This is a genomic window from Marinobacter sp. MBR-99, from assembly GCF_040547575.1.
GTDB lineage: Bacteria > Pseudomonadota > Gammaproteobacteria > Pseudomonadales > Oleiphilaceae > Marinobacter.
Genome location: NZ_JBEPPY010000009.1, coordinates 1 through 22,174, shown reverse-complemented (window position 1 = coordinate 22,174; position 22,174 = coordinate 1). Strand labels below are relative to the sequence as shown.

The window sequence follows — 22,174 nt, the reverse complement described above, 5'->3', positions numbered from 1 at the left end:
ACGCACGGCGGGCCTGTTGCGACCGACATGTTTTACCAGCAGGCGCACCGCGCATTTACCTCGAACCTGACATGCTAAGAGGCAAGACAATGGAAATTTTCAAGTCCACTGAATCCGAAGTACGCGTCTATTCCCGTGCCTTCCCGGTGATTTTTAACCGCGCCAAGAACGCGCACCTGTACACCGAAGACGGCAAGCAGTATCTGGACTTCCTGGCCGGTGCCGGTTCTCTGAACTATGGCCACAATAACGACATTCTGAAGAAAGCCCTGCTTGAGTACATCGAGGCAGACGGTGTAAGCCAGGGCCTGGACCTGTTCACCACCGCCAAGCACGATTTCATGGAAGCGTACAAAAAGTACATCCTGGATCCCCGTGGCCTGGACTACAAGATGCAGTTCACCGGCCCCACCGGCACCAACTGCGTAGAGGCGGCGATGAAGCTGGCTCGTAAAGTGAAGGGCCGTACCAACATCATTTCCTTCACCAATGGCTTCCACGGTGTGACCACCGGTGCGGTTGCGGCAACTGGTAACGAACATCACCGGGGTGGAGTCGGTATTCCCCTTGGCCATGTCGACTTCATGTTCTACGACGGTTATCTGGGTGAAGACGTTGATACCCTGACCATTATGGATAAAGTGCTATCAGACAGCTCTTCTGGCGTTGAATTGCCGGCGGCGGTCATCGTTGAGGCCGTTCAGGGTGAAGGTGGCCTGAACGCTGCCCGTGCCGAGTGGCTGAAAGGCTTGTCCGAGCTTTGCAAAAAGCACGACATTCTGCTGATTGTGGACGACATCCAGGCCGGTAACGGCCGTACCGGTGAGTTCTTCAGCTTTGAGTTCGCCGGCATCAAGCCGGACATCGTGACGGTGTCCAAGTCCCTGAGTGGCTACGGCCTGCCAATGGCGCTGGTGCTGTTCAAGCCGGAGCTGGACGTATGGGAATCCGGTGAGCACAACGGTACCTTCCGTGGCAACAACATGGCCTTCGTGACCGCCCGTGCCGCCGTTGAAACCTACTGGAAGGACGATGCCTTCGCCAATGAGGTGAAAGCCAAGACCAAGGTGCTGGGTGATGCCCTGCAGGCTATCTGCGACAAGTACCCCGGTGAGTTCAGGATGAAAGGCCGTGGCCTGATGCGTGGAATTGAGGCCAAGCATGCGGACCTGACCGGCCCGATCACCAAGCGTGCGTTCCAGAAAGGCCTGATTATCGAGACCAGTGGTCCGAACGACGAAGTGATCAAGTGCCTGATGCCACTGACCACCAGTGAGGACGATCTGCGCCTGGGTGTGAGCATCCTGGCCGAGAGTGTTGATGAAATCATGCAGGAAGGTGTCAGCGAGGCGTCGTAAGACGCCCGCCATCCCACACTTACATTCCGCAGGATAGCAAAGGCGACAACATGACTACGGCACAACACACCGTCGAGAAGATCGGCGGTACGTCCATGAGTAACTACGAGGCCGTTCGCGACAACATCATTATTGCCAAGCGCAAGAAGAGCGACCTCTATCAGCGTATTTTCGTGGTCTCCGCCTACGGTGGCGTGACCAACGAGCTGCTGGAACACAAGAAAACCGGCGAGCCGGGTGTCTATGCCCTGTTTGCCGATGCCGAATCGGACTGGGCCTGGGGCGACGACCTCACCAAGCTGATCCAGTTCCTGACCGACATCAACGGCGATCTGTTTGAAGACCCCATGCTCAAACAGCAGGCCGACCAGTTCATTACCGACCGCATTGAAGGGGTTCGGGGTTGTCTGATCGACCTTCAGCGCCTGTGTTCCTATGGTCAGTTCCAACTGGAAGAGCACTTGCTGACGGTTCGGGAAATGCTCGCCGGCATCGGTGAAGCCCACAGTGCGTTCAACACCGCGCTGAAACTGCAGCAGGAAGGTATCAATGCGCGGTTTGTCGATCTGACTGGCTGGCGCGACAGCGAACTGCTGCCCCTGGACCAGAAGCTCAAGCAGGCGTTCGACAACGTAGACCTGACCCGCGAACTGCCGATTGTGACCGGTTACGCCCAGTGCAAGGAAGGCCTGATGCGCACCTTTGACCGGGGCTACAGTGAAATGACCTTCAGCCGGGTGGCGGTGATCACCAACGCCCGCGAAGCCATCATTCACAAAGAGTATCACCTGAGTTCCGCCGACCCGAATATCGTTGGCGAAGACAAGGTAGTGCCCTTGGGTCGCACCAACTACGACGTGGCCGACCAGTTGGCCAACCTGGGGATGGAAGCCATCCACCCTCGTGCCGGTAAGGGCCTGCGCCAGAATGAGATTCCGCTGCGGGTGATGAACACCTTCGAGCCGGAGCACACCGGCACACTGATCACCGGCGACTACGTCAGTGAAAAGCCGCAGGTGGAAATCGTGGCCGGCGCAAAGGGTGTGTTCGCCATCGAAGTGTTCGACCAGGACATGCAGGGCGAGCCCGGCTCAGATCGCAGAATCCTGGAAGTGCTGAGCCGCTTCAAGGTGCGCTTCATGTCCAAGGACACCAATGCCAACACCATCACCCACTATGTGGACACCACGCTCAAGCATGTAAAGCGTGTGGTCAAGGCGCTGGAGGAAGAGTTCCCCAATGCCGAAATCAGCACCCGCAAAGTGGCCCTGGTGTCTGCCATCGGCAGTGATATGAAGGTGCCTGGTATTCTGGCGCGCTCCGTAAAATCGCTGGCCGATCAGGACATCAGCGTTCTGGCGATTCACCAGTGCATGCGACAGGTGGATATCCAGTTTGTGATTGAAGAAGACCACTACAATCAGGCGATTGTGGCCCTGCACGGTGCTCTGATCGAACCCCACAATCACGAGTACGCCATTGTGGCGGCTTCAACCACCTGAAGAATTACCCGCCGGCGAAACCGGTCGCTTTGCCGGTGGGTAATGGAGGACGTCTTGCCTCCTGATCGGGCGCCCGGCCGGCCGTTTTGCCCGGTGTTTTTCACCGGGTAAGTAACATGGCCGGGCGTATCCGATCCCTTCCAGCGCTGCGCCCTGTCTCGGTTTTCTGCACTTTTTCTGGCAATCCGCCCTCTCTGCCATCGCGTATATTCAGGAAAGTTTCAACAGGTGCCTTAGCCAATGCAGATACATGATCGGCAGGGACCGTCTCCGACTCTTCCCCACGATGGTGAAAGGGATTCCCTGGTAGGGTTGTATTTCAGGGATGCGTCCCGACATGAACTTCTCAGCGACGGCGCGGAACGCCGTCTCGCACGTCAACTGATTCGCAGCTTAAGGGTGATCAGCCAGGAACTCTGTTTGCCCGATAACACGCCACAAACCCTTCGGGAAGTGGTCGGTAGCCTGGGCGACGCCTGCGCCTTCTCCAGCCGTTGTCGCCGGGCTTATCACCTGGCCATGGCCTGCCGTCGCCGGCTGATACAGTGCAATCTGAGGCTGGCGGTGCACATCGCCCGCCGTTACAGCCAGCACGGTATCCCCATGTCAGACCTGATCCAGGACGCCAATGTGGGTTTGATCAAGGCGGTTGAACGATACGACCCGGCTAAGGGTTTTCGTTTTTCCACCTATGCCTACTGGTGGATCAGCGAGGAGGTGCGGCGTTGCCTGCAGCGTGGTGTAAGGGTGGTTCACACACCAGAGAACGTCGTCGAGGAAATACGCCAGCTCCAGAAAACCTCCATGCGATTACACCAGGCCCTGGGCCGCACACCGTCCCAGACCGAACTGGCCAAAGCCATGGAAGCCTCACCCTCGCGCATCGGCGAACTGAGAGCACTGGCCGCCCGGGAAGTGTCCACCGATGTGCCTTTGCTGGAGGACGGCTCCATCACACTGGGCGACAGCCTGGCCAGCGGCGAATCCATGTCTCCGGACCACCCACTGCGGCAGCGGGACCGGCGGATTACTCTGCAGGCCATGATGGGTGAATTGACCGAGCGGGAGCGGGATATTCTGTCCCGTCGCTATGGGCTGGGCGTATCCGAGCCGGAAACGCTGCAGACCCTGTCGGATCAACTGGGAATCAGCCGTGAGCGGGTGCGACAGATAGAGAAGACGGCATTAAAGAAGCTGCAACAGTGGTTTTCCGAGCCGAACAACGGTGCCTGATATCAGGCACCGTGGGTGAGGTAGAACCATACACCAACGGTTATCTGGCACGCCAGCACCACGGTGGTCAGTACCAGGCGCAGGCGCAGATACCACGCCGGCCAGTACAGTCGCATCCAGCGAGCGTCGACAATATACAGTAGCAGGTAGGCGGCGGTGTACAGGGCAATCTTGTGGGGAGTTTGTAACAGCAGCCCCACGCCGGCGGCGACAAAAAACAACTGGCTGAGCAGCATCGAGACCAGTGGCGATTGGGGGTAAGAGCGATTCTCCAGCTGCAGTGCGATGGTCCAGTATATTCCGGCCATAAACGCGAGAATGCCGGCGCTGTAGGCGTAGAACCAGCTCAGGATTATGATACTTTTCCCCGGCATCGCAAACAGGCCGGCCGTTCCGGCAAGAAACGGCACCAGGCCGGCTATGCCAACCAGGATAGCGAGACGAGCAACTGCAATCACGACCGTTGCCTCTGAACCTGTATCCGCATAGGTTCAAATTCTGACGGCTCCATGCCCACCATTTCATGATAGGCGGACGGGTGAACAATCTGGGTTTCACGCACGTCCAGATCGCTCAGGGTGTCCTGCAGTTGCCAGGCGCTGCGAAACAGGCGTGTTTGCCCGTTGTCGTCAGACAACAGCATCAGACCTTCCGGCCGGTGAAGTCTGGCCATGTAATGCTGGCCTTCCAGTGAAATGATCTCCAGCAGTTCAATAACAGGCTGCTCAAGGTTTCTGAGTTGGTTGAGGGTGATGCGCACGGACAGACTCCCGAAGTGGTGTTACCCAGAAACTTACGTGCAACCACCCCGGTAAGATCATTGTGACAGCGTAAAGCACTCGTGATAGGCCGGGCATTGAACGAGATGATCGTTGACCATGCCCGTGGCTTGCATGAAGGCGTAAACGATGGTCGGGCCGACAAAGGTGAAACCGGCCTTCTTCAGCGCCCTTGACATGGCTTCAGATTCTTTTGTGATGGCGGGCACGTCCTCAAGGCGCTGCCAGCGGTTCTGGATTGGCTGGCCGTCCACGAATTGCCAGAGGAATGTGGTGAACTCGATGCCCCTTTCCTGCAGTTCAAGGTAACTGCGGGCGTTGGTGACCACAGATCGCACTTTCAGCCGGTTACGGATAATCTCCGGGTTTTGCATCAGGCGCGCTTCGTCCTGCTCAGTAAACCGGGCAATGACCTCAGGATCAAAGCCGGCGTACGCGTCGCGATAGCCCTGCTGTTTGCGCAGTATGGTAATCCAGCTTAGTCCGGCTTGCTGGCCGTCCAGGCACAGCTTTTCGAACAGGGCCTCGCTCCCGTATTCCGGCCGGCCCCAAACGGTATCGTGGTAATGCACGTAGAGCGGATCGGTGCCGCACCAGGGGCAGCGTTCGGCATTTTGGTCCATAACAGTGGGTCCTGGTTATCGCTTTGCCCGGATGACTCGGTGGAACATAGGTTCCCAGCTCACTTCCAGGGTGCCCGCCAACGCCAGGCTGTAGTCATCCAGGGGTGGTTCCAGCAGGGTGATGTCGGGCCAGCTGCCCGGACCATCCTGGTCTGTACCCCTGTAGACCAAGGTTACCAGAAAACCTTCTACGTAGAAGCAACTGGCGAACCAGGTGTTGTCAGGCTGGTCGCCATAGAGCTCAAACTGGTTACGCACCTCCAGGGTTTGAAGGTTACCGGCAATGCCACGGCCGGTGGCCTTGAGCCATGCTTCTTTCAGGGTCCACACCTTGAGAAAGCTGAAGGGGTCATCAGCCCGGAACAGCCACTCCTGTTCGATGGGGGAAAACCAGCGCCTGGCGACGGCGACCCAATCGGGCCGGCGTTGGCTTGGCTCTATATCAATCCCCAACGGCCGGGTGTCTGTGGCCACTGCGCAGAGCCCGTGGCTGTGGCTCAGTGACAGATACCGGCCTTCCGGGTTGACCGCGCGTTTGGGGCGCCCGTCTACCGGCAGACAGCGCTCGGGGGGCAGGCTGCTGGTGTTTGCCAGGCCCTGCCGGAGCAACCACCGACTGGTCAGGAACTCGTAACGGCGGACGCCGGCCAGGTGCGCCAGCGTTTCAGCCTCAAAACCGGTCATCCACGCCGGTGCTTGTTCTGTGTCCTGGTTAATCCGATGACACAGCCAGATGCTGGGCCGATCAGGGTTGGAGTCGTTGGATGGTCCAGCCATCGGCCTCTCTCACGTATTCAAAACGGTCGTGAAGTCGGCTTGGCCGTCCCTGCCAGAACTCGATACGTTCCGGTACCACCCGATAACCACCCCAGAAACTGGGCAAGGGAATTTCGCCGGAACTGAACTTGCGTTTCATCTCCGCTACTTTCTGTTCCAGCAGTCCCCTTGAGGTAATGGCCTTGCTCTGTTCCGAGACCCAGGCGCCGAGCTGGCTGCCACGGGGCCTGGAAGCAAAGTATTTGAGGGACTCGGCTTTGCTGACCTTCTCGACCCTGCCTTGAATACGCACCTGTCGGTTCAGTCCAATCCACGGAAAAAGAAGTGCTGCCCGGGGGTTCTCATCCAGTTCGCGGGCTTTGCGGCTGCCATAGTTGGTGTAGAACACAAAGCCATGGCTATCGAAGTACTTTAGGAGCACAGTGCGCAGATCTGGCATCTGGTCAGTGCCAGTGGTAGCCAATGACATGGCATTGGGTTCCAGAATACCGGCGTTACGGGCATCCTCAAACCAGGCCTGAAACTGAATCACCGGGTCGTCGTTCAGGTGTTCTCTGTCCAGCCCTTCACTTTCAAAATCCCGACGCATGTCGCCGATGTCCATGTACTTTTCCTCGTCTTGCGGTACCGACTGATAAGTGTCTTCAAGTACGACGCCCAAGCATAACGGGTTCACGCGGAGCTGTCAGCGGCTGACAAAGGCCCGCCGGGAGGACTATCCTTGTGTCAGGCAAGGGGCTGTCCGGCCCCGTCAGTTCGCGATCTATCAAGGAGAGTTGCGTGGCCCGGAGCCCATCCCCCAGTCGTTTGCCCAGAAACCTGGCTGTTGTGGTGCTGGTTCTGGCCGCCCTGTACGCGCTTGTCGGCTTCCTGGCATTGCCTTGGTGGCTGAAAAAAACACTGCCCGGGCAGTTCGACCAACAGATGGGCTGGCAGATGGAGCTGGCTGAGCTGCGTACCAACCCGTTCACTCTGACCGCTGAAGTGACCGGATTGTCGGCCGAGGATCGCGAGGGTGAACCGGTGTTAGGTTTCGATCGGCTGTTCGTCAACCTCGGTCTTTTCCCGCTTTTCCGGGGGGTTGTGAGTTTTCAGGACATTCGCCTGCACGAGCCGTTCATCCGCGTGGACCTGCTGGAAGACTACAGCGTCAACTTTGCCCGTGATTGGCAAGTCTCAAGACCGGAAGCCCCCGAGCCTGAAACGGCCAGTGCCCCGGAGGCGAGTACCCCGCTCAAGCTGCTGTTTCAGCAACTGGTCATCGATGGCGGAGTCTTGCTGTTTCGGGACTTTAGCCAGGCCGAGACTGCGGAATTCCGGATTACCCCGCTTGATCTGTCCATCAGCGATCTGGCCACCTGGCCCCGGGAGGCGGCTGGCAGCCAGTATTCGGTGATCGCGGCACTCGGTGAGCAGACCATTGAATGGGATGGCGAACTGAGTATTGCCCCACTCTATTCCGAAGGCCGTCTGCGGATTTCCGATCTGGACCATAACACCCTTGGTCATTTTCTTGCGCCGTTTATGCCCTGGCGCTTGCAGGATGGTCGGCTAACCATTGAGACCCACTACCAGCTTGGCGGCGGGGAGCCGTTTGAGCTGATCACCTCGGATGGCACGCTGGCAATTCGGGATATCGCCCTTGCACTGAACGACCGCACCGATGAGGCGGCCTTTGCTGCCGAAACGGTGAGTGTTGAGGGCATTGGTTTCGATCTGTCGGCCCTGAGCGCCCGCGTGGGGAAGGTCAGTATACGGCAGCCCTTTCTGGCCGCCGCCCGGGACCGCGAGGGCCGGATTGACTGGCTGGCATCATTACCGGGCGCAGACGATGAAGCAGCTCCGGAACAGCAGCCTGGCCGCTCCGAACAGTCTTTCCGCTGGTCGGTGCAGGGGGTTGAGTTGGCCGACGGCCGGGTGCGCTGGCGGGATGCGGCACTGGAATCGCCTGCCGAGCTGGAGCTGGTGGGACTGGATATTACCCTGGGCGGCCTGTCTGACCTGCTGGACGAGCCGGTAAGCTACCGAATCGGCTCCGGACTCGCCAGCGGTGGCCGTGTCTCCGCCAACGGCCAGCTGACACCCATGCCCTTTACGCTGGAAGCAGCGGTCTCAGGATCGCAGCTTGAGCTCTCGGTGATTGAGCCATACTTGCAGGAAGGCGCCAGTCTGTCTGTCGCCAATGGCCAGTTGAGCTTCGACGGCAATCTGGACCTGGACAGTCAGGATGACCCATTGACCGGTACTTTCAGCGGCACCGGCGAGATCGTGAACCTGGATTTAAGGCTGTCTGATGACGAATCCTCCCTGTTGGGCTGGCGCACCTTGCGCCTGGCACCGATCGAATTCAACGTTTACCCGCCAAGGCTGGAAATCGGCACGGTTACCCTGGCACAGCCTACTCTGAACGTCGTTCGTTCACTTGATGGCGTACACAATCTGGCCCGGATCGTTCGCAGGCAGTCGAATACTGGTAATGAGCCGACATCTACGCAATCGACCAGCCCCGAAGCCAGCTCTGGCGAACCGGAGTTTGTTTTCCGGATCAACGAACTGGTGGTTGAAGACGGCGCCGTCGGTTATTCCGATCGCACACTGGAGCCACCGTTCAGCACAAACTTCGATAATCTGACAGGTGCGGTCAGCGGCATCAGTAATGTGCCGCCACAGCAAGGACGGGTGAACCTCAAGGGCCGGCTCGCAGGCGTTGCCCCCGTCACCTTTGAAGGCACGCTGGGCGCATTGGGCACCGAGGATACCAGCGACATTCGCCTGGCCATGGAGGATCTGGCGTTGCCGGTATTGTCACCCTACTTCGGCCGATACCTGGGCTACGCCGTCGACTCGGGCAAGCTCAAAATGAATCTGGACTATGAATTCACCGGCACCCGTCTGAAAGCCTCAAATCGGGTGGTGCTGGACCGTATGGAACTGGGTCAGGCCGTACCGAGTGATGAGGCCATCAGCGCGCCGGTCAAGCTCGGCCTCGCGCTGCTGACCGACCGCCGTGGCGTCATTGAGGTCGACTTGCCGGTGCAGGGTGATATTGCCGATCCGGAATTTCGGGTCGGCCAGATCGTCATGCGCGCCTTTGTGAACCTGCTGGTGAAAGCCGCTGCATCCCCCTTCAGCATGTTGGGCTCCCTGGCGGATCTGGCGGGCTTCAGTAGTGAAGACCTGGGCGAGGTCAGTTTTGTGCCGGGTAGCGTTGAGTTGGCAGAGGGTGAGGCTGCCAAACTGTCGGCCCTGGCAAAGGCTTTGAGAGAGCGCCCTGAGCTGGTGCTGAACGTTCGCGGCGGCGTGAATCCGGAAGCTGACGCTCTGGCGCTACTGCGCGCCCGGATGGAAGCCCGGGGTGAGGAACTGACCGACGAAGCCTGGGCCCAGGCACAACAAGCCTGGCGCGAGGGTGAGCGCCCGCTGCCGCCAGAGGCCCTGGGGCAACTGGCTACCAACCGGGGGCTGGCGGTTCGCCGCCTGCTGCAGGAAACCCATGAAGTAGACCCGGCCCAGCTGTTCACCCTGGAGCCGTCCCGCCAGGCCGTTACCGATGAACAGGGGCTTGTCACCGTGCAGCTCACGCTGAACGTCCGTTAATTCTAATCGAATCAGGTAGTTCTATGGCCAGTCTGACACAGCGCACTGCCAGCCACTTCTTTGCCTATGTTTCCCGCTTGCGCTGGATCAAGCGCTGGGGCTTGATGCGTAATGCCATCGAAGAAAACGTCGCCACCCATTCCTGGGAAGTGGCCACCATCGCCCACGCCCTGGCGCTGATCCGCAACCGGCACTTTGACGGCCAGGTCAACGCGGACCGCATCGCGGCTGCCGCGCTTTACCACGATGCCACCGAGGTGATCACCGGCGATATGCCGACACCGGTGAAATATCATTCGAAAGTGATGCGGGAAGCCTTCGGTGATATCGAACACAAGGCAGAAGCGGAGTTACTGGCCTTGTTGCCGGCCGATCTCCGGGATGACTTCTCGCCCTATGTTCGGGAGTCCCGGCTGGCTGAGCAGGAAAAGGAATTGATCAAGGCGGCGGACCGGTTGTCGGCCTGGCTTAAATGCCGGGCGGAAATCCGCGCGGGAAATCCGGAGTTCGTTCCTGCCGAGGTCCAGATCAGGTCCCGCCTGGATGCCGACGGGCTGCCCGAGGTCCAGTACTTTCTGGAGGTGTTCGCGCCGGGTTATGACCAGCCTCTGGATAACCTGCTGGGATAGCGCCCCCACTGGCCCGACTGCCGGCACCGCGCGGAGTCCAGTGCCATAGGTTTGGTGCTGGCGCGCCTCTAAAGTGGCGAAGTATGCAGACGCTGCTTTAATTGAAAGACCACAACAAGAGGCTCCCGCCATGAAAGATCTGAAAAACAAAGTCGCCGTGGTGACCGGTGCAGGTTCCGGCATTGGCCGTGCCCTGGCCCATGCCCTAGCAGCCCGGGGCTGCCGCCTGGCGCTGTCGGATGTCAACGAAGCTGGCCTGGCGGAAACCGTCGCCACCCTGGACAAGAACCGTGTGAAAACCTACCGCCTGGACGTCTCTGACCGTGACGAGATCTACGCCCACGCCGAACAGGTGAAGGCAGATTTCGGCCAGGTAAACCTGGTGATCAACAACGCGGGTGTGGCGCTGTCTGCCACGGTGCGGGAAATGACTGACGACGACTTCAAGTGGGTCATGGACATCGATTTCTGGGGCGTTGCCCACGGCACACGGGCCTTTTTGCCTCATCTGATCGCCTCCGGCGACGGCCACGTGGTGAACATCTCCAGCGTATTTGGCCTGATTGGCGTGCCCAAGCAAAGCGCCTATAACGCCGCCAAGTTTGCCGTTCGTGGCTTCACCGAATCCCTGCGCCAGGAAATGAAGCTGGAGAACCAGCCGGTGCATGTCAGCTGTGTGCACCCGGGTGGCATTCGTACCAACATTGCCAACGCCGCTCGTATGGGCAAGTCCGAAAACGCCGACGCCCAGCGTAAGGGCTTCGACAAGCTGGCCATGACCACCCCGGACAAGGCGGCCGAAATCATCGTCAAAGGCATTCTGAAGAACGAATCCCGCATCCTGGTGGGCCCGGATGCCTGGGGTATTGATGCCATCAACCGCCTGTTGGGCTCTGCCTATCAGCCACTGGTGGAGCGTTTCTCCAGAAAGAACCTGTACGTCTGATCGGTTCTAACCCCCGGCCCTTGAATACCGATTGCTTATTTTACAACCAGTCTTCAAGGGCTATACTCTGAGGCTGATCCAGGGAAGAGTCAGCATGAATACGCCAAAGCATCCCGATCTGGGCGCGGCGCTGGAACACAGCCGCTCCGGTTTGCGGGACAATCACCGCCGTACGCTCGCAAGATTACTGTTTTTTGTCACCGGTTCCGCACTGGTGGTGTTTGCTGTGCTTCAGTTTTTCAACGGATTCCCCTGGGTGTCTGCCATTGAACTGCTTGCCAGCGGCCTTCTGTTCTTCGGTGCGCAACGGCTGAAGACCACGCCCCACCTGCAGCAGTGGATCTACGCCTACCTGGTGGCCATCTTCTCATTCTTTATTGTCATCATGTTGTTGCCGGATGCCTCCATCGCGGCGTTTGTCTGGGTGTTGATGATGCCGGTGCTGGCCTATTTGCTGCTGGGTAAATGCGAAGGCATGATCCTGAGCGTGCCGTTCATGGTTGTCGGCCTTGTTGTCTACTACTTCTTCCTGGAAACCGTCGGTACCGCCCATGGCATGATTGATCTGCTGAACATGGTGTTGTGCGGCGTGCTTATGCAAGTGTTCATGCATATGTACGAGGAGCGCCGGGAGGAGGCCGAGCAACGGCTGGTGGACATGGCCCAGACCGATGCCCTGACCGGCCTGGCTAACCGGGCTAATTTCCAGTCCACCCTGGCCCGCACGATTGCCGAATGCGAACGCAACGGCAGCGGGTTTGCGCTGGTGGTGATGGACATCGACCATTTCAAGCTGGTGAACGACACACTGGGCCATGATGCAGGTGATCACGTGCTGCGCAACATTGGCCAATGTCTGAGCGAACGCCTGCGTACTACTGACTCCGTGGGCCGTCTTGGTGGTGAAGAGTTCGGTTTGATCCTGCGGGACGTAAAACCCGCAGACGCCTTTGAACTGATGGACGAACTGCGAGAACGTATTGCCGGCCGGGAGCTACGCTACGGTGAGGCCGGTATCCGGGTGACGGCGTCGTTCGGCATTGCCCAGTGGCCTGACCATGGCCAGGACGCCGAAACCCTGTTCTGTGTCGCCGACCGCTGCCTTTACACCGGCAAACGCGCCGGGCGAAATCGGGTGGCCCCGGCGGGACCAATACACCGTGACCGGAGCGAAAAAACCGTGGCTGGAGGTACGGTTTGAATCGGGTATCCTAGGGCGGACAGCATCGACAGCCAAGGACCGAATTCACCATGTGCGAACTGCTGGCCATGAGCGCCAACACCCCCACCGACCTGTGTTTCAGCTTCACCGGTCTGACCCGCCGTGGTGGCGAAACCGGCCCCCACAAAGACGGCTGGGGCGTATCCTTCTATGAAGGAAAGGGCGTTCGCAGCTTCCACGATTCCGACGCCAGCGCCAGCTCCCGCCTGGCCGAAGTGGTCCAGACCCACCCGATCAAAAGCGAAGTGGCCATCTGCCACATCCGCCAGGCCAACGTCGGCGAAATCTGCCTGGCCAACACTCACCCGTTTATCCGCGAACTCTGGGGCCGCTACTGGGTCTTCGCCCACAACGGCCAGCTCTCCAAATTTCGGGCCGCAGAGGGGTTCTACGAGCCGGTGGGCGACACCGACAGCGAAGCCCTGTTCTGCGACATCCTCAACCACCTGCGCAGTCACTGTGACCGCAATGCACCTCTGGAGGAAGTGGTCGAGAGACTGGTGCGCCTGTCACAAACCTACGCCCGTGAAGGTGTGTTCAACCTGTTGCTGAGTAACGGCGACTGGCTGTTCACCTACTGCACCACCAAAATGGCCAGCATCACCCGCCGAGCCCCCTTCGGACCGGCTCGCCTAAAAGACGCCGACGTGACCGTCGATTTCGAATCCGAAACCACCCCCAACGACATTGTCAGCGTCATCGTTACCGAACCCCTGACCAGCGATGAACAATGGGATGTCTACCAGCCAGGCGAGTGGCGGCTGTGGAAAAAGGGAGAAGTGATAGCGGCAGGCGGAAAATAACACTCCGGGCCAAAAAGAGCCCAGAGCACAAAGCCTAGTCAAGCAGGAGAGTGGGTTGGGAGGGCTTACCTGCAGGAAAAAAGATGTCTGAGCGCAGCGAGTTGTTTTTTCCGGAAGGTAAGCCCTCCCAACCCGCTCGCCAGCGTAACTCCAGAACCTTCAGCGCAACTCCAGAGCCCCCGGAGTCACGCTGAGCGGCAGACCTTACTGCAGGGTCCGCCGATTGCCATTCTTATACTGCGGCGCAATATAACCTTCGATCTCCGCCTTGAACCGCCCGATCACCTCACTGTTGTCCTTGTCCCAGGGGTGGAAACCAGGCTTGAAGTACTCCAGCCAGGTCGGAATCAGGCTGGAAAACGCACCGTCCTTGCCCCACATACGCCACATGCCCTTGGCGGCATCTTTCAACGAGAAATGCTTGCGATCGTGCATGATCATTCGGCCGGTGTACCAGGTACCCACAATGCCCAGTGCGACGGTACTGAATACCTGATAGAACGCCCGCTCGGCGTAGGTGCCGCCAGCCTGTTGGAAAACATCGTAGGCCACCGCCTTGTGTTCGGTCTCCTCAATGGCGTGCCATACCCAAAGCGGGCGCATGGTCTCGTGCATATCCTCGCGCACGTCGTCCCGCTCCAGCAGCATGTCGGCCATCATCGCCGTGATGTGCTCCAGGGCACAGGTAATGGCCAGCTGGTGACGCTTTGGCAGCTTGCGGGCCACGTCCAGAATCACCTTCAGGTCACGCTCCATTTCCTCAACTGGCATGCCCTGGTCCCGCACGTGCTGGTTCATGGCAATGTGTTCCAGCGAATGCATGGCTTCCTGGCCAATAAAGCCTCGAACCTCATCCTTCAGTTTCTTGTCCTGAATCTGATCGCGGAATGCCCGTACCGAATCCACAAAGAACTGCTCGCCCTCCGGGAACAGCACCGACAGCGCATTCATGGTATGACTGATCAGGTAATTGTTATCCAACCAGTACCGGGGTACCTGTTCTCCAAATTCAAAGCCCATGCGCTGCGGCTTGATCGAGACATTGTCCGGTGTATGGGAAACCTTGTTTTGCTTGTCTGTTTGAGTTGTTGTCAGCATGTCTGTACTCCTCTGCGATTGAACGCTTTGGCTGATGTCATGGGGCCAGTGTGGAGGAGTCAACGGCGTTACAGAATGCGAGGTTGGGACGGCTGTCGTTCACATTGGGACAAAAAACGCCGCACAATTGGCCCGGGAGACAGGTAAATCGGTGCGAGCCGCCCCACTGCCAGTGGCGGTGGCTTCTGATAGAGTCAGAAACACGACAAATATCAATCAGGGACATGGCATGGCATCAACCAGTGCAGACAAAGAACGACAAATGCTGGGGCTGTTCCTGGTACCCGGCGTTTACCTGCGGGTACTGGGTGAAACGGTGCGCCAGCTTGGCCACAACGACCGGGCCCTATACCAGGGGCTGGATTTCACGGCCGACGACCTCAAGGCCAACGACAGTCGCATCTTCGTAACCGATGCCATCCTCATGGCCCAGCGCGCCCTGGAGCTGGCCGGAAAGGATGGCCTTAGCTTCCACCTGGCCAAGGAACTGCGGCTGACCATTCACGGCACTCTGGGTTTTGCCGCCCTGACCAGTCCGACCTTTGAAGGGGCACTGGATTCGGTCCGCCGCTACCTGCAACTTCGGGCCCCGTTCCTGAGCATGAAACAGTCCCTGGCCGGTGATCAGGTGCTGGTGCAGCTATGCACCGAATTCGACGTGCCGGGCTTGTATGGATTTCTGGCCGAAACCGTCAGTGCCACCCTGATCCTGTTAACCGAACAACTACTGGACCGTGCCGACGCCGAAAGCCGGGGTTTTGCCCTGGAGGACGGTAAGTTACCAGGAGTCTCGGTGCGCCTGTCCGGCCCGGAGCCGGCCTACTACGCCCGGTTTGCCAGCCAGTTACCGGTGCGCTTTGAGTACGGCCAGCCAGAGGAAATGCTGGTGTTTCCCCGCAAGCTTCTCGATGTTCGCATGCGCCTGGCCGACGCCGAAGCCTCCCGCATGGCCCGGGACCAGTGCGAGTTTGAGTTGCAGAAAGCGCTGAAGGAACAGGGCGATATCGTGCTGGCGATCCGCAACATGCTGCGCATGACGCCCGGGCCACTGCCGTCCCTGGAAGCCATGGCGGAGCGTTTCTGCGTGTCATCCCGAACCCTGAAACGGCGGCTGGCGGAGAAAGACACCAGTTACCGTGAAATCGTTGAGGCGGTACTGAAAGACCGGGCGATCCAGCTGTTGCGATACACCAATCAGTCGGTCAGCGAGATTGCCTATGAGCTGGGATACGCCGACTTGTCCAACTTCAGCCGGGCATTTCGCAAGTGGACCGGCAAGTCGGCTTCCGAGTTTCGGGAAGGTGGGGTTGATCCGGCTCCGGAGGTGGGGCCTTGATAGTTTGTTTGTTGCGCCTTTGGGTTGGGAGCGTGGTCGCAGGGTGGTCAGAGAATTTTTCCTGCGAAAAACAACTCGCTTCGCTCAGACATCTTTTTCACAGGAAAAATTCTCTGACCACCCTGCGCCCTGCTGACCTGTGAGAAGGCGTACCTCTTGATAATGGGCCGATTTTGAATGTTCTTGTCAGTGTTCTTTACCTGTTTTCGCAGTTGTCTTTCCCCGCCTATGCCCCGATATTGTGACGGACGGGGAGGTGGGATTATTTTTCCCGCCAGAAAAAATATGTCTGAGCGAAGCGAGTTGTTTTTTCCAAGGGAAAAATAATCCCACCTCCCCAGTCCCGCCCCCAAAACCAACAGGCTAGGGCCGGAGTTAAAGCCCCAAAAAAGGAACCAAGATGAACGGACAACCAGACACCCACAGCAAAATCATCGGCTACCTGCTCTGGATCTTCGGATTCCTCGGCTCCCACCGCTTTTACTACGGCAAACCCATCACCGGCACCATCTGGTTCTTCACCTTCGGGCTGTTCCTGATTGGCTGGATCATCGACCTGTTCCTGATCCCCAGCATGGACCGCCAGGCCGACAAGCGATTCCAGGAAGGCAATATCAGCTACAACATCAGCTGGATACTGCTCACCTTCCTGGGCGTGTTCGGTGTGCACCGCATGTACATGGGCAAGTGGATTACCGGCATCATCTACCTGCTCACCGGCGGCTTGTTCCTGATTGGTGTGCTGTACGATTTCTGGACCCTGAACAGCCAGATCTCGGAGCGTAATCACGCTGACCAGATCGGCTAATTAGAGGCCGGCGGCGGCTTCCAGCTCCACCAGGCCGTCTTCCAGGTAGTCCAGCATACGCTGCAGGCTGGGCAGGGTGCGGCGACAGCCAATCAGGCCGAACTCCACCTGGCCGTTGTAGCTGGTCAGGGTCATGTTCAGGGCCAAGCGGTCCATGGCGATGGATACCGGGTACATACCCTCCAGCTTGGCGCCGTTCCAGTAGCGGGGTGAGGACGGCCCGGGCACATTGGAAATCACCACATTGAAGGTCTGCCAGTTGGGCGCCATGCCCGTCAGCAGATGGAAGGCGGCCGGTGCCAGGGTCAAGGCGGTGTAGTTGATGATTTCTTCAGACGACATATGGCGGTAGCGGTCTTTGGCTTCCTGCATGCCGTGATGGATTTTCAGCAATCGTTGGCCGGCATCGTTCTCGTCCGTGTGCAGGTTGGCGAGGATGACACCCACCTGATTACCGTCGGAGCTGTCGTCCCGGTGGAGGGAGACGGGCACAAAGGCGATCAACGGTTTTGCCGGCAATGCATCCTGGTTCATCAGATAGGTACGCAGAGCCGAGGCACACATGGCCGTGACCACATCATTTACCGTGGTGCCGGAGGCCTCGCACACCGCCTTGATTCGGGTCAGGCAGTAGGATTGCGCGGCGAAGCGCCGTGAACCGGTGATCTTCTGATTTAACACGCTGCGGGGTGCATGGAAAATGGAATCGTAGGCGGGGTCTTTACGGGCCTGGTTGACCGTTTTCAGCAATTCCTTCGCCACCGTAGGAATGGTGCCCAGCTGTTTTCCGGAACTGCCCAGCAAATGCGCAACGCTGCGCCACAGGGACGGGCTGTTATCGTCCCGCTCGGCCCTTTGTCTGGGGGGTAAGGCCCAGATCGGCGGCAGGCTCATTTCGGTGGGGTCTTCACTCAGCATCCGGGTGGCCATGCGCATGGCGGACACGCCATCCACCAGGGAATGGTGAATCTTGGTGTAGATCGCGAATTGCCGGTCTTTCAGGCCCTCAATCAGATGTACCTCCCACATCGGCCGTTCGCGGTCCATCAGGTGGGAATGCTCAGCGGAGACAAACGACAACAGCTCCCGGATACGGCCAGGGGTGGGCAGCGCTTCAAAGCGGAAGTGATGTTCCAGGTCGAGATGTTCATCCTCCACCCACATCGGTTGCCCCAGTTTGTAACTCAGCCGTTGGTCGAAGGGCCTGGTCACGCGGTGCTGGGTTCTCAACTGGTCTGCGAGTTGGGCCACGTAATCATCCGGCGCGCCTTCCGGGAAGGAAAACAGCTGGAGACCACCCACGTGCATGGGTTGCTGGCGCTTTTCCAGCCAGAGAAACAGTTGATCGGTGGGGCTCAGAGGTTTCACAGCGCAATCCTTGTTATTGATCTATGGGCCGATACTAGCGCAAGTCGGCCCGGGCTTGATTGACTTTATTAACCCTACGCTGTGTTAGCCCGGCGACTACGCGGCAGGTGGTATTAGCGATGGTCACCCCGCAAGGCTTTGACTTTTTCCTCCAGCAACGGTGCAGCGGCGTGCTCCGGGGCGACCGGATCATCGGCCAGAAGGTGAATGCGGGACCAGAAACGCTTCGGCAGGTGGCTGAACGCCGGGCCGCCGCAGTGGCTGAAGAAACTGCCCCACAGGCCTCTCAGTGCCATTGGCACGACGGTGACCGGCCGGCGCTGCAGAATCATATCCACGCCGGATTTGAAGGTATCCACTTCGCCGTCCTTGGTCAGTTTGCCTTCCGGGAAGATGCACACCAGGTGGCCCGCGGCCAGTTCCTCATCAATGCGGTCAAAGGCCGCTTCGTAGATCTCCGGGACTTTGGATTTCGGTCCAATGGGGATGGTCTTGGCCAGCCGGAAGAAGCTGCCCATGATGGGGGTGGAAAAGATGTTGTGGTCCATCACAAAGCGCACCGGCCTGCGCACGGCACCGGCAATCACCAGGGCGTCCATGTAGGACACGTGGTTACAGACCAGCAGCGCCGGTCCTTCCTCGGGAATCCGGTCCAGGTGATGATGGCTGACCCGGTAAACGGTGTGGGACAGCACCCAGATCACAAAGCGCAGGGCAAAATCCGGCACCTGCTGATAGACAAAGCCCGCCACGATCAGGTTCATGATAGACAGCACCAGGAAAAACTCGGGAATGCTCAGCCCAATCATGCCCAGCATCAGCATGGCCAGCAGGGCACTGATCACCATGAACAGGGCGTTAAAAATGTTGAGGGCGGCGATCACCCGCGCCCGGGTGTCTGGCGAGGCTTCTCGCTGAACATAGGCATACAGGGGCACGATAAACAGCCCGCCAAAGATGCCGATGGCCAGCAAATCAATGGCCACCTGGCGATAGTGCGGATCGGTGATGATCATCCACCAGTCTGAGGGGATGGGCTGCTCGGGCATGTTGAAGTACAGGTCAATGCCGAAGAAACTGAGCCCGAGGGAGCCGATGGGCACAATGCCCAGCTCAATCTTGTGGCCGGACAGCCGCTCACAGGCGATGGAGCCGGCGGCAATGCCAATGGTGAAAATGGCCAGCAGGATAGTGACCACGGTTTCGTCACCCATCAGATGGGTTTTGGCAAAGTTGGGGAACTGGGTCAGGTAGGTTGCGCCGAGAAACCAGAACCAGGAGATGGCCAGAATGCTCAGGAACACATTGTGGTTGTCTCGGGCGATGGCCATCAGCTTCCAGGTTTCCCGGAGCGGGCGGAACCGAATCCTCAGATCCGGCGCGGCCGCCTCTGCCTTGGGAATCCGCAGCGCGGCGATCAGGCCTGCGACGGCAAGCAACGCAACGGCCACCGCAATCACCGGGCCCGGCACTGGGGCTTTCATCATCACGCCCGCCATTAACGTGCCCACGAGAATGGCCACAAAGGTGCCCATCTCCACCAGCGCGTTGCCACCCACCAGCTCCGAATCCTTCAGGGCCTGAGGCAGAATGGCGTATTTTACCGGTCCGAAAAAGGCCGATTGCACACCGGTGAGGAACAACAGCAGGAACAACATCTCGTACCAGCCAAACCAGAGCCCGACGGCGGCGACGCCCATGATCACCACCTCGGCAAACTTGATCCAGCGGATCACGGCAGACTTCTCGAACCGGTCCGCCACCTGGCCGGCAATGGCGGAGAACAGAAAGAACGGCAGGATAAACAGCATGGCGGCGAGGTTGACCACCACATCCGCCGACAAACCGAACAGGCCCCCGGCGGTGTAAGTGACCAGCAACAGCAAGGCGTTCTTGAACAGGTTGTCGTTGAATGCCCCGGCAAACTGGGTCACAAAAAACGGCAGGAACCGTCGCTCTGACAGCAGGCGAAACTGACTGTGATCTTCCATGACCCGGGCACCCTCGATTGGTCTTGTAATGTTGCCGGAGACTAAACCCGCCAGTGAGGGTGGTCAAGAAAGATTAATCTGCATGATCTTATATTTGGTTATGTCTCGGAGTGTGATGAAAGTCTCCCAAATGGACTTGAAAGAATATGGGCTAATGGTAATGCTTGTTTTGTAAAGTGGATGATCACCATCATTAATGGAAATGGATTTGCGAACGAAGGAACAGGGATGTAACCAGTCTGTAGAGAAGGTCTGCGTTGGTCAAAGCGCAACAGTCTTAATTCTTGTCGCGCCATACATTTCTTTTCTTTATGACCTTAGATCGTAGTCGGCAGAACGTGCCGACTACGATCTGTAATTAATTATTCAGGTGGAAAGGTATGAGAATTGACTTGCCCGCGAACCTGCTCTGGGCTTTTTTGTTTGGCTTGGCCGTGACGATTGTTGCGCCGAGAGTACAATCGGACGATTTTACTCTGGCAGGTGGAGAAAGCTCGGTTAACACGGGCAGTTTCGATTATAACGTTCCTCTAAACCTTCCGCCTCTACCCGGACGGCTTGCATTTGGTCTGACGGTTGGCTATTCGGATAGAAGGGAAGCTGGTTTGTTCGGTTCGCGGACAGAACTTCTTGGTATTCCTAACTTAAGACGATGTGGACCGTCGATTACCCGTGGAGATTACGAGAATAAACCAGTAACCGTGACATCAACAGACCGCTTGTGTCTCGATGGTAATCAGTTGAAGGCCGTCGATGGAGAATACTGGAAAAGTGGCACCACCTACAGAACGGCAAGTGAATCATACACACGGGTAACGAGTCAGCCCGGTGGCTTTAAAGTTGAGTATCGAAATGGAAATATCGCCTACCTAACATACGGTATTCGTCCAACTGACGGAACTCGCGCATATGCATGGTATGCAGAGCGAATTACAGACCGATATGGCAATGAAATCTTAATCGATTATAAGGAAAGGACAACGTATAACGGGATATCCATCTCTGCCACTGAAGCGTTACCGGAGAAGATTCGGTATGGTCACGTGCACGTAGATTTTACATACTCGGACGCAGTAGATATCGAGAGATATATTGGCTTATCGAAGGGAGCGATTCGGCGTAATCGGGCCATTAGGCAGGTAAGTATAAATATTGCCAATACGCCCGTGAGGAAGTACGAATTCTCCTACGCTTCTTACTCTGTTCCCAGCAGAAATCTTGCGAAAATTACTGAGTGCGGTACTGAAAGTTTTGGTGCTACCAATTGGGTGTGTGCCGAAGTTGCGACGTTCGATTGGCAACCCTATGCGAACACCTTTAAGCCGGAGATTAAACGGTCGGTCCAAAGAGAACTTTTCTCCGGAGATGGCCGCTGGCTAGTAAACGTGTTCAAAGGTGATTGGAACGGGGATGGCATCTCCGACATCATTACAGTCAGTGCTAGCGGGCGAGTCGTGGTCCACGAAGGCGGTCAACACGATGAGTGGCTCGAGCCTAAACAACTACTTGCACAGCAAACGAACATTCATGGCACAACCGTGGATGTTAGAACCGGGTTTGTTGTTGCAGATATCAATCATGATGGCAGAGATGACATCATATTCGCGGAAGGCAGTTTCAATACCAGTGCTTTGAGTGGTACTCACAGCTGGCATGTGTTGCTATCTCAGCCAAATGGAACGGCGGTAAAGCGCCGTCTCGACGCGATTCCCTCGACTACGGTCACCATGAGTAGTGGAGGGCAGAATGAAGCCCGCTTCTTTTTCAGCTTTTATAACAATATCGCTATTGGAATTAAGCCCATTATCGCGGATCTCAATGGGGATAAAGATAGTGAGATCCTATTTCCAGAGCGTGCCTCGAGTTCGTCTGATAGTTTTCGATGGACTGAATACTCTACCCAGCCTGCGGGTCCAGGTAACGTGTCTCTCTCAAGAAACGGAGTCATTCCTGGCATTGATGTGACGGAATACAACGTGAGTAGGGTGATTAGACTGGTAGATGATGGAACTGAGGTGGACCCAATCAGTTGGACAACCTGATGGTGTCCCTAAGCTATGATCCGGTTGTTTCCCTGGCTCAGGCTGCCAGAGATATGGGTTGC

Annotated in this window: 19 protein-coding genes; 11 read left to right on the top strand and 8 right to left on the bottom strand. The window is 57.8% G+C overall.

Annotated features, from left to right (window positions below):
* Positions 1–89: 89 nt before the first annotated feature.
* From ectB to ABIE59_RS09325, 3 genes are all read left to right on the top strand, one after another.
* Positions 90–1,358 (top strand): diaminobutyrate--2-oxoglutarate transaminase, encoded by a 1,269-nt coding sequence (gene ectB / locus ABIE59_RS09335; protein WP_354446279.1) that lies wholly within the window; start codon positions 90–92, stop codon positions 1,356–1,358.
* A gap of 50 nt (positions 1,359–1,408) precedes the next feature.
* The gene (locus tag ABIE59_RS09330; RefSeq protein ID WP_354446277.1) at positions 1,409–2,860 is read left to right on the top strand and encodes an aspartate kinase; all 1,452 of its coding nucleotides are present in this window, start codon (positions 1,409–1,411) and stop codon (positions 2,858–2,860) included.
* Between the two features lie 240 nt (positions 2,861–3,100).
* Entirely contained in the window at positions 3,101–4,093 is a 993-nt protein-coding gene (locus tag ABIE59_RS09325) for a sigma-70 family RNA polymerase sigma factor (protein WP_354446275.1), read from the top strand.
* Between the two features lie 2 nt (positions 4,094–4,095).
* Here ABIE59_RS09325 and ABIE59_RS09320 read toward each other — a convergent pair whose 3' ends face one another.
* The 5 genes from ABIE59_RS09320 to pdxH are packed head-to-tail and all read right to left on the bottom strand — an operon-like array spanning position 4,096 to position 6,876.
* On the bottom strand, positions 4,096–4,551 hold the full coding sequence (locus tag ABIE59_RS09320) for a DUF3429 domain-containing protein (protein ID WP_354446273.1): 456 nt from the start codon (positions 4,549–4,551) through the stop codon (positions 4,096–4,098).
* Positions 4,548–4,853, bottom strand: a complete 306-nt coding sequence (locus ABIE59_RS09315) for a DUF6482 family protein (protein WP_354446271.1) — start codon at positions 4,851–4,853, stop codon at positions 4,548–4,550. The genes ABIE59_RS09320 and ABIE59_RS09315 overlap by 4 nt, the downstream gene beginning before the upstream one ends.
* A gap of 57 nt (positions 4,854–4,910) precedes the next feature.
* Positions 4,911–5,495 carry a DNA-3-methyladenine glycosylase I gene (locus ABIE59_RS09310; protein WP_354446269.1) on the bottom strand — a complete coding sequence of 195 codons (585 nt, stop codon included), beginning with the start codon at positions 5,493–5,495 and terminating at the stop codon, positions 4,911–4,913.
* A 15-nt stretch (positions 5,496–5,510) separates the two neighbouring features.
* Positions 5,511–6,272, bottom strand: coding sequence for a 4'-phosphopantetheinyl transferase family protein (locus ABIE59_RS09305; protein WP_354446267.1), 762 nt, complete (start codon positions 6,270–6,272; stop codon positions 5,511–5,513).
* Positions 6,241–6,876 carry a pyridoxamine 5'-phosphate oxidase gene (gene pdxH, locus ABIE59_RS09300; RefSeq protein ID WP_354446265.1) on the bottom strand — a complete coding sequence of 212 codons (636 nt, stop codon included), beginning with the start codon at positions 6,874–6,876 and terminating at the stop codon, positions 6,241–6,243. The genes ABIE59_RS09305 and pdxH overlap by 32 nt, the downstream gene beginning before the upstream one ends.
* Before the next feature lie 176 nt (positions 6,877–7,052).
* On the opposite strand from pdxH, the gene ABIE59_RS09295 reads away from it, so the two are divergent.
* From ABIE59_RS09295 to ABIE59_RS09275, 5 genes are all read left to right on the top strand, one after another.
* Positions 7,053–9,869, top strand: coding sequence for a DUF748 domain-containing protein (locus tag ABIE59_RS09295; RefSeq protein WP_354446263.1), 2,817 nt, complete (start codon positions 7,053–7,055; stop codon positions 9,867–9,869).
* Positions 9,870–9,892: 23 nt separating this feature from the next.
* Complete coding sequence (gene yfbR, locus ABIE59_RS09290; protein ID WP_354446261.1) at positions 9,893–10,498, top strand: 5'-deoxynucleotidase; 606 nt, start codon at positions 9,893–9,895, stop codon at positions 10,496–10,498.
* 130 nt (positions 10,499–10,628) lie between these two features.
* Positions 10,629–11,444 carry an SDR family NAD(P)-dependent oxidoreductase gene (locus ABIE59_RS09285; protein ID WP_058092851.1) on the top strand — a complete coding sequence of 272 codons (816 nt, stop codon included), beginning with the start codon at positions 10,629–10,631 and terminating at the stop codon, positions 11,442–11,444.
* Between the two features lie 94 nt (positions 11,445–11,538).
* Complete coding sequence (locus ABIE59_RS09280) at positions 11,539–12,645, top strand: GGDEF domain-containing protein (protein ID WP_354446259.1); 1,107 nt, start codon at positions 11,539–11,541, stop codon at positions 12,643–12,645.
* A 50-nt stretch (positions 12,646–12,695) separates the two neighbouring features.
* Positions 12,696–13,469 carry a class II glutamine amidotransferase gene (locus ABIE59_RS09275; RefSeq protein ID WP_354446257.1) on the top strand — a complete coding sequence of 258 codons (774 nt, stop codon included), beginning with the start codon at positions 12,696–12,698 and terminating at the stop codon, positions 13,467–13,469.
* A 204-nt stretch (positions 13,470–13,673) separates the two neighbouring features.
* On the opposite strand, the gene ABIE59_RS09270 is transcribed toward ABIE59_RS09275, so the two are convergent.
* Positions 13,674–14,567 (bottom strand): metal-dependent hydrolase, encoded by an 894-nt coding sequence (locus tag ABIE59_RS09270; RefSeq protein WP_354446255.1) that lies wholly within the window; start codon positions 14,565–14,567, stop codon positions 13,674–13,676.
* 229 nt (positions 14,568–14,796) lie between these two features.
* Between ABIE59_RS09270 and ABIE59_RS09265 the strand changes: the two genes are divergently transcribed.
* Together ABIE59_RS09265 and ABIE59_RS09260 are read left to right on the top strand one after the other, a co-directional pair.
* Entirely contained in the window at positions 14,797–15,903 is a 1,107-nt protein-coding gene (locus ABIE59_RS09265; RefSeq protein ID WP_072678799.1) for an AraC family transcriptional regulator, read from the top strand.
* 400 nt (positions 15,904–16,303) lie between these two features.
* Positions 16,304–16,711, top strand: coding sequence for an NINE protein (locus ABIE59_RS09260; protein WP_061331279.1), 408 nt, complete (start codon positions 16,304–16,306; stop codon positions 16,709–16,711).
* On the opposite strand, the gene ABIE59_RS09255 is transcribed toward ABIE59_RS09260, so the two are convergent.
* On the bottom strand, positions 16,712–18,079 hold the full coding sequence (locus ABIE59_RS09255; RefSeq protein WP_354446252.1) for a WS/DGAT/MGAT family O-acyltransferase: 1,368 nt from the start codon (positions 18,077–18,079) through the stop codon (positions 16,712–16,714).
* 113 nt (positions 18,080–18,192) lie between these two features.
* Positions 18,193–20,070, bottom strand: a complete 1,878-nt coding sequence (locus tag ABIE59_RS09250) for an MFS transporter (RefSeq protein WP_354446250.1) — start codon at positions 20,068–20,070, stop codon at positions 18,193–18,195.
* 380 nt (positions 20,071–20,450) lie between these two features.
* Between ABIE59_RS09250 and ABIE59_RS09245 the strand changes: the two genes are divergently transcribed.
* On the top strand, positions 20,451–22,112 hold the full coding sequence (locus tag ABIE59_RS09245; RefSeq protein WP_354446248.1) for an FG-GAP repeat domain-containing protein: 1,662 nt from the start codon (positions 20,451–20,453) through the stop codon (positions 22,110–22,112).
* The last annotated feature ends 62 nt before the right edge of the window (positions 22,113–22,174 follow it).